The sequence below is a fragment of the Mycobacterium sp. genome (genome assembly GCF_049585075.1).
In the GTDB taxonomy this organism is placed as follows: Bacteria; Actinomycetota; Actinomycetes; order Mycobacteriales; family Mycobacteriaceae; genus Mycobacterium.
Genome location: NZ_JBAUZA010000530.1, coordinates 1 through 5,236, shown reverse-complemented (window position 1 = coordinate 5,236; position 5,236 = coordinate 1). Strand labels below are relative to the sequence as shown.

The 5,236-nt window shown below is 65.2% G+C and carries 6 protein-coding genes; 2 read left to right on the top strand and 4 right to left on the bottom strand.

Features of this window, described 5'->3' with window-relative positions; translation table 11 throughout:
• Both WB785_RS24440 and WB785_RS24435 read right to left on the bottom strand, forming a co-directional pair.
• Positions 1–470 (bottom strand): thioredoxin domain-containing protein (locus WB785_RS24440; protein ID WP_424082633.1); only part of this gene is annotated, 470 nt, incomplete at its 3' end.
• Positions 471–617: 147 nt separating this feature from the next.
• Entirely contained in the window at positions 618–1,745 is a 1,128-nt protein-coding gene (locus WB785_RS24435; protein WP_424082628.1) for an alpha/beta hydrolase, read from the bottom strand.
• On the opposite strand from WB785_RS24435, the gene WB785_RS24430 reads away from it, so the two are divergent.
• Together WB785_RS24430 and WB785_RS24425 are read left to right on the top strand one after the other, a co-directional pair.
• Entirely contained in the window at positions 1,744–2,577 is an 834-nt protein-coding gene (locus WB785_RS24430; RefSeq protein ID WP_424082626.1) for an aldo/keto reductase, read from the top strand. The genes WB785_RS24435 and WB785_RS24430 overlap by 2 nt on opposite strands.
• A gap of 6 nt (positions 2,578–2,583) precedes the next feature.
• Positions 2,584–3,429: an aldo/keto reductase gene (locus tag WB785_RS24425; RefSeq protein WP_424082631.1), complete on the top strand. Its 846-nt coding sequence runs from the start codon at positions 2,584–2,586 to the stop codon at positions 3,427–3,429.
• On the opposite strand, the gene WB785_RS24420 is transcribed toward WB785_RS24425, so the two are convergent.
• Both WB785_RS24420 and WB785_RS24415 read right to left on the bottom strand, forming a co-directional pair.
• Entirely contained in the window at positions 3,426–4,148 is a 723-nt protein-coding gene (locus WB785_RS24420; RefSeq protein ID WP_424082624.1) for an HNH endonuclease family protein, read from the bottom strand. The genes WB785_RS24425 and WB785_RS24420 overlap by 4 nt on opposite strands.
• The coding region (locus tag WB785_RS24415; RefSeq protein WP_424082622.1) for a helicase-related protein at positions 4,145–5,236 on the bottom strand (1,092 nt) is incomplete at its 5' end. The genes WB785_RS24415 and WB785_RS24420, both read right to left, overlap by 4 nt.

Genomic DNA, 5,236 nt, shown 5'->3' with positions numbered 1-5,236 from the left:
GTGTACAAGGCGGTGTGGAAACGCCGGAAAGCGTCGATCGACTCATCGGCGACGCAATAGGCCGCATTGGCGGCTCGCGACGAGTACTCGTCGTTCTGTGGTCTGCTGAGGAATCCGAGCATGTAGTAGTCGGCGGCGATCGCGCCGCTGTCGATCAGCTTCGACACCGTCGGTCCGAACGCACGCTCGAAGTTCCCGCATGCCGGGCACAGGAAGTCTTCGTAGAACGTCACGTCGGCTTTGGGTTTGCCGTCTTGGGTGATCAGCTTGCTCGACGTCACCCGCACCGCGTGCTCGGCGCCGGAAGACGTCTTTTTGTTATGCGAGATCACGATGTAGCTGACCAGCCCGACGGCGAAAAGCATCACGATCGCGGTCAGCCCGATCCGGACCAGCAGGTCCCGTCTGCGCCCTGCAGCGTTCAGGTCGTAGCTGGCTGGGCGTTTTCCTTTGGCGGCTCTGGCGGCCATGGGCTCGCTCACCCTCCGTCGTGTGGTGGTCGGTGGATCCGATCGCGGCGCGGTCGGCGATAGGGTCTAAGCGTACCGGCGTCAGTCGCTCCTGGCGCCCGGTGACGATGCGGGCCGATTCGGCCCGAGGAGGGCGGGCAATCGAGCTCAGACGCGGCTGAGGTGAGCCCGTAAGGCCGAAATCAACTCGGTGGTGGCGACGGCACAGCCGCCGCCGAGCTGGAACAAGTTGGCGAAAGCATGGGTGAGCGAGCCCATGGAGCGCAAGTCGACGGGTGTCCCGGCAGCTCGCAGCGCTTCCGCGTACTGCTCCCCCTCGTCGCGTAGTGGGTCGAAGCCCGCGGTCGCGATCAGCGCGGGCGGAAGTCCCGACAGGCTGCCGGCCAATAATGGCGATACCCGCGGGTCCTGCGGTTCGACACCGGAACCGCCCAGGTATTGGGTCTCGAACCAGTCGATGTCGGCTTTGGTGAGCACGAAGCCGTCGGCGAACAGGCTCAGCGACCTGGTTTGGGCGGTGAAGTTGGTCGCCGGGTAGATCAGCCACTGCAGCGCCGGCTTAGGGCCGTTGGGGTCTTCGTCGTCGCGTGCAAGCTGCGACACGACTGCCGCCAGGTTGCCGCCTGCGCTGTCCCCGCCGACGGCGATCTTGCCTGGGATCGCCCCCAACTCGCGGGCGTGCTCATGCGCCCATCGAAATGCCGCATAGGCGTCATCGACGGCCGCCGGTGCCGGGTGCTCAGGAGCCAGCCGGTAGTCGACCGACAGCACGTGTATGTCGGCGTCGCGGCAGGTCAGCCGGCACAGCGCGTCGTGGGTGTCCAGGTCTCCGATCGTCCAGCCGCCGCCGTGGTAGAAGACCAGCAGCGGAGCCGGCTCCACGGTGGCCGGGCGGTAGTGCCGAGCCGGGATTTCGCCGGCCGGTCCAGGTATCGAGAGGTCGCCTACCCCAACGTGAACCTGTGGACCCGCGAAGGCCAGCGTCATCTCTCGTGCCTGGGCACGCGAGAGGACGGGGTCGTGGTCGACGGCCAAACCGTTGATACCGACGGCCCGCTGAGCCGACAGCACCAGCTGCAACGTCGGATCCAGCGTGTTGCCGTCGATCGTGACCGAGCGGCCGCCGGCCAGCAGCCGGGCGGCGCCGGCCGGCACCCAGGGAATTACTTTCATACCGACGTTGGTCGCCACACTCTGCAGCCGGCCGGCCCAGGCCCTGGATCCTCGTAGCGCTTTGACCTGCACGCCCGTCGCGCCTGGCAGACTTCGTGTCATGGGTGCTCCCTTAGTCACGCTGAACGACGGTAACTGTATTCCGGCCGTCGGTTTCGGCGTTTTCAAGATCCCTCCCGCGGACACCGAGCAGGCGGTGGCCGCCGCGGTGCGAACCGGTTACCGCCATATCGACACCGCGGCAATGTACGGCAACGAACGCGAAACTGGCCGCGCGGTCGCCGAGTCCGGCGTGCCCAGAGACGAACTCTACTTGGTTACCAAATTGTGGAACGCCGACCAAGGTTACGACAGCACGCTGAGGGCATTCGACGCCAGCATGAATCGGCTGGGGATCGATTTTCTGGACCTGTACCTGGTGCACTGGCCGATGCCCAAGCGCAACCAATTTGTCGACACCTTCAAGGCGTTCGCTCATTTACGGGACCAGGGTCGAATCCGGTCCATCGGGGTCAGCAATTTCGAACCCGAGCACCTAAGTGTGCTCATCGATGCCACCGGGATCGTTCCGGCGGTCAACCAGGTCGAGCTGCATCCGCGGCTGCCGCAAACCGAGTTACGGGAAGTGCACGCCCGGCTGGGCATTGCGACCGAGGCGTGGGGACCGCTCGGGCAAGGATCGCTGCTGACCCATCCGGCGATTACCGGCATCGCCGACAGCCGCGGCCGAACACCCGCCCAGGTATTGATTAGGTGGCATATTCAGCTGGGTAATATCGTGATCCCCAAGTCGGTGAGCCCTAAGCGGATTGCGAGCAACTTTGACGTGTTCGATTTCGAACTCAGCAGCAACGACATGGCGTCAATCTCTTCGCTCGACGACGGCAACCGGCTCGGTCCTGATCCACGAACCTTCGACTTCACAGGCAGGTGAATGACGTTGACCGGCGAGTCGGGCGCCTCGGTCCCAGCTGTAGCGCTCAATGACGAGAACACAATCCCGGCCCTTGGGCTCGGCGTCGCCGAATTGTCCGACGACGAGACCGAACGCGCGGTATCGGCGGCGCTGGAAATTGGGTATCGACTGATCGATACCGCTGCGGTATACGGCAACGAAGCCGCCGTCGGTCGCGCTATCGCCGCATCCGGAATACCTCGCGCGGAGCTGTTTGTCACCACCAAGCTGGCCAATGCCGACCAAGGCATCACCGCCACTCAGCACGCGTGCCGGGCCAGCCTCGAAAGGCTCGGCCTGGACTACGTCGACCTCTACCTAATCCACTGGCCGGCACCGCAATTGGGTAAATACGTGGACAGCTTCGGCGGACTAATCCAGTTACGCGGCGACGGCCTCGTGCGCTCGATCGGCGTATGCAACTTCGCCGAGGAGCACCTGTCGGACGTCATCGACCTGACCTTTGTTACCCCTGCGGTCAACCAGATCGAACTGCATCCGCTGCTCAACCAGGCCGAGCTGCGCGCGGCCAACGCCGCGCACAACGTCGTCACCGAGGCTTACAGCCCGCTGGCGGTTGGCAGGTTGCTGGATAACCCGACCGTTACCTCCGTCGCCGCCGAATACAGCCGCACCCCCGCGCAAGTGCTGATCCGGTGGAGCCTGCAGCTGGGCAATGTGGTGATTCCGCGATCGGCCAAGCCCGAGCGCATCGCGACGAACATCGACGTCTTCGATTTCGAGTTGGCCGCCGAGCACATGGACGCACTCAACGGTCTCAACGACGGCACCCGGGTGCGCGAAGATCCGCTGACCTACACCGGAATCTAGCCGGGCTGTCCCGCCGGGCAGGTGGCCGTCGCCTGACGCAGTGCATCGGCCGAAGCTTGGTCGATGGGGAGCCCGTAACCGCGCGACACCGCGATGTACTGCATCGCGTATTGGCACCAGAACGCGTTGTTGGGTGGCATCCATAGCGCCGGCTGAGAATCGCCTTTGTCTTCGTTTGCCTTACCCTCCACCGCTAACAGGTTGGCGGGATCATTGGCGAAGCGCACCCGCTCGGCGACCGGCCAGTCGTAGGCCGCCATGTCCCAAGCCAACGCCAGCGGCACGATGTGGTCGATTTCGACCGAGGCCCCGACGCCGGCCCCGCGATGAAAGTTGATGGTGGCGTTGGTGTACGGGTCGTGCAGGGTGCCGGTTTCGACGGCGTTGGGGCAGCGTTTGATCCACACGTACGTCTTGTCGACCAGGTCGCGGTCGAGAATGTCGTCGCGAGTGTCGCATCCGTTGTGCCCGCCGGGCGCGTCGTTGTCGTCGGTCCAGGCGTCGCCGTACGCCGCACGGCGATAGTCGTAGCGATGGATTCTGGCCGGTACCACCGTGATTCCAGCCAGCACGTCGACGCCAGGCGCCACGGTCGGAACGTCGGCCCGGGCGGCGAACTCGCGTGCACGCTCCCCCTCTGACGTCACCGCCACCTGATAGGCGACCAGTACCGCGAGCACCGCGATCACCGACAGCCACAACAATGTCTTTCGCGTCATGACTTGTCCAGGTAGGCAATGCGTTCGGTGCCCGTGAACGGCGCTGCCAGCAGCGCCAATCCGGGGTTGGCGGCTTCGTCGTCGTAGACCTGCTCGCAGAACTCTCGGGCGGCTTCGATGATGTGCCGGTGGTCGATCAGCGACAGCAGTTGCAACGTGATCGCACGCCCGGATTGGCTGCGGCCCAACACATCTCCTTCTCGGCGTTCCTGGAGGTCCAAGTCGGCCAAGGCGAACCCGTCGAGTGTCCCGGCGACGGCGCTCAATCGCTTACCCGCCCGGGAATCCGGCGCCACCCAGCTCACCAGCAGACATAGGCTCGCGTGCGCGCCCCGGCCGATGCGGCCCCGCAACTGATGCAATTGGCTGATCCCGAACCGGTCGGCATCCATAACCAGCATCACGGTCGCGTTCGGCACGTCGACGCCGACTTCAATGACCGTGGTGCACACCAGCACATCGATGTCGCCGGCGCGAAACGCCGTCATCGCGGCGTCCTTCTCCTCGGCGGGCAGCCGCCCATGCATGAGTCCCAGCCGCAGACCGGCCAACTGTTCGCTGCGCAACCGGGCGAACAGCTCTTCGGCAGTCGCCGAAGGCCTTCCGTCCTGCTCGGTCTGGCCGCTGTTATCGGTCTCGTCGATCCGCGGCGCCACCACATAGGCCTGGCGCCCCGCGGCAACCTCTTCGACGATCCGCCGCCAGGCCCGGTCTAGCCATGCCGGCTTGTCCTTGACGAAGACGGCGGTGGTCGTGATCGGCTGCCGGCCGCGGGGAAGCTCGCGCAGCGTCGACGTCTCCAGGTCGCCGTAGACGGTAAGAGCCACCGTCCGCGGTATCGGCGTTGCGGTCATCACCAACAGATGCGGCGTGATCCCGGCGGGCGCCTTGGCCCGCAACTGGTCTCGCTGCTCGACACCAAACCGGTGCTGCTCGTCGACAACCACCATGCCCAGCTGGTGGAACTCGACCGCGTCTTGCAGCAGCGCATGGGTGCCCACGACGATGCCGGCCTGACCGCTGGTGATCTCGCCGCGAACGTGCTTCTTCTGAGCCGCCGACATCGAGCCGGTAAGCAACGCCACCCG

Excerpts from the sequence above, each read along its gene's own strand:
- WB785_RS24430 (WP_424082626.1), top strand. The coding sequence starts at position 1,744 with ATGGGTGCTCCCTTAGTCACGCTGAACGACGGTAACTGTATTCCGGCC.
- WB785_RS24435 (WP_424082628.1), bottom strand. The coding sequence starts at position 1,745 with ATGACACGAAGTCTGCCAGGCGCGACGGGCGTGCAGGTCAAAGCGCTA.
- WB785_RS24420 (WP_424082624.1), bottom strand. The coding sequence starts at position 4,148 with ATGACGCGAAAGACATTGTTGTGGCTGTCGGTGATCGCGGTGCTCGCG.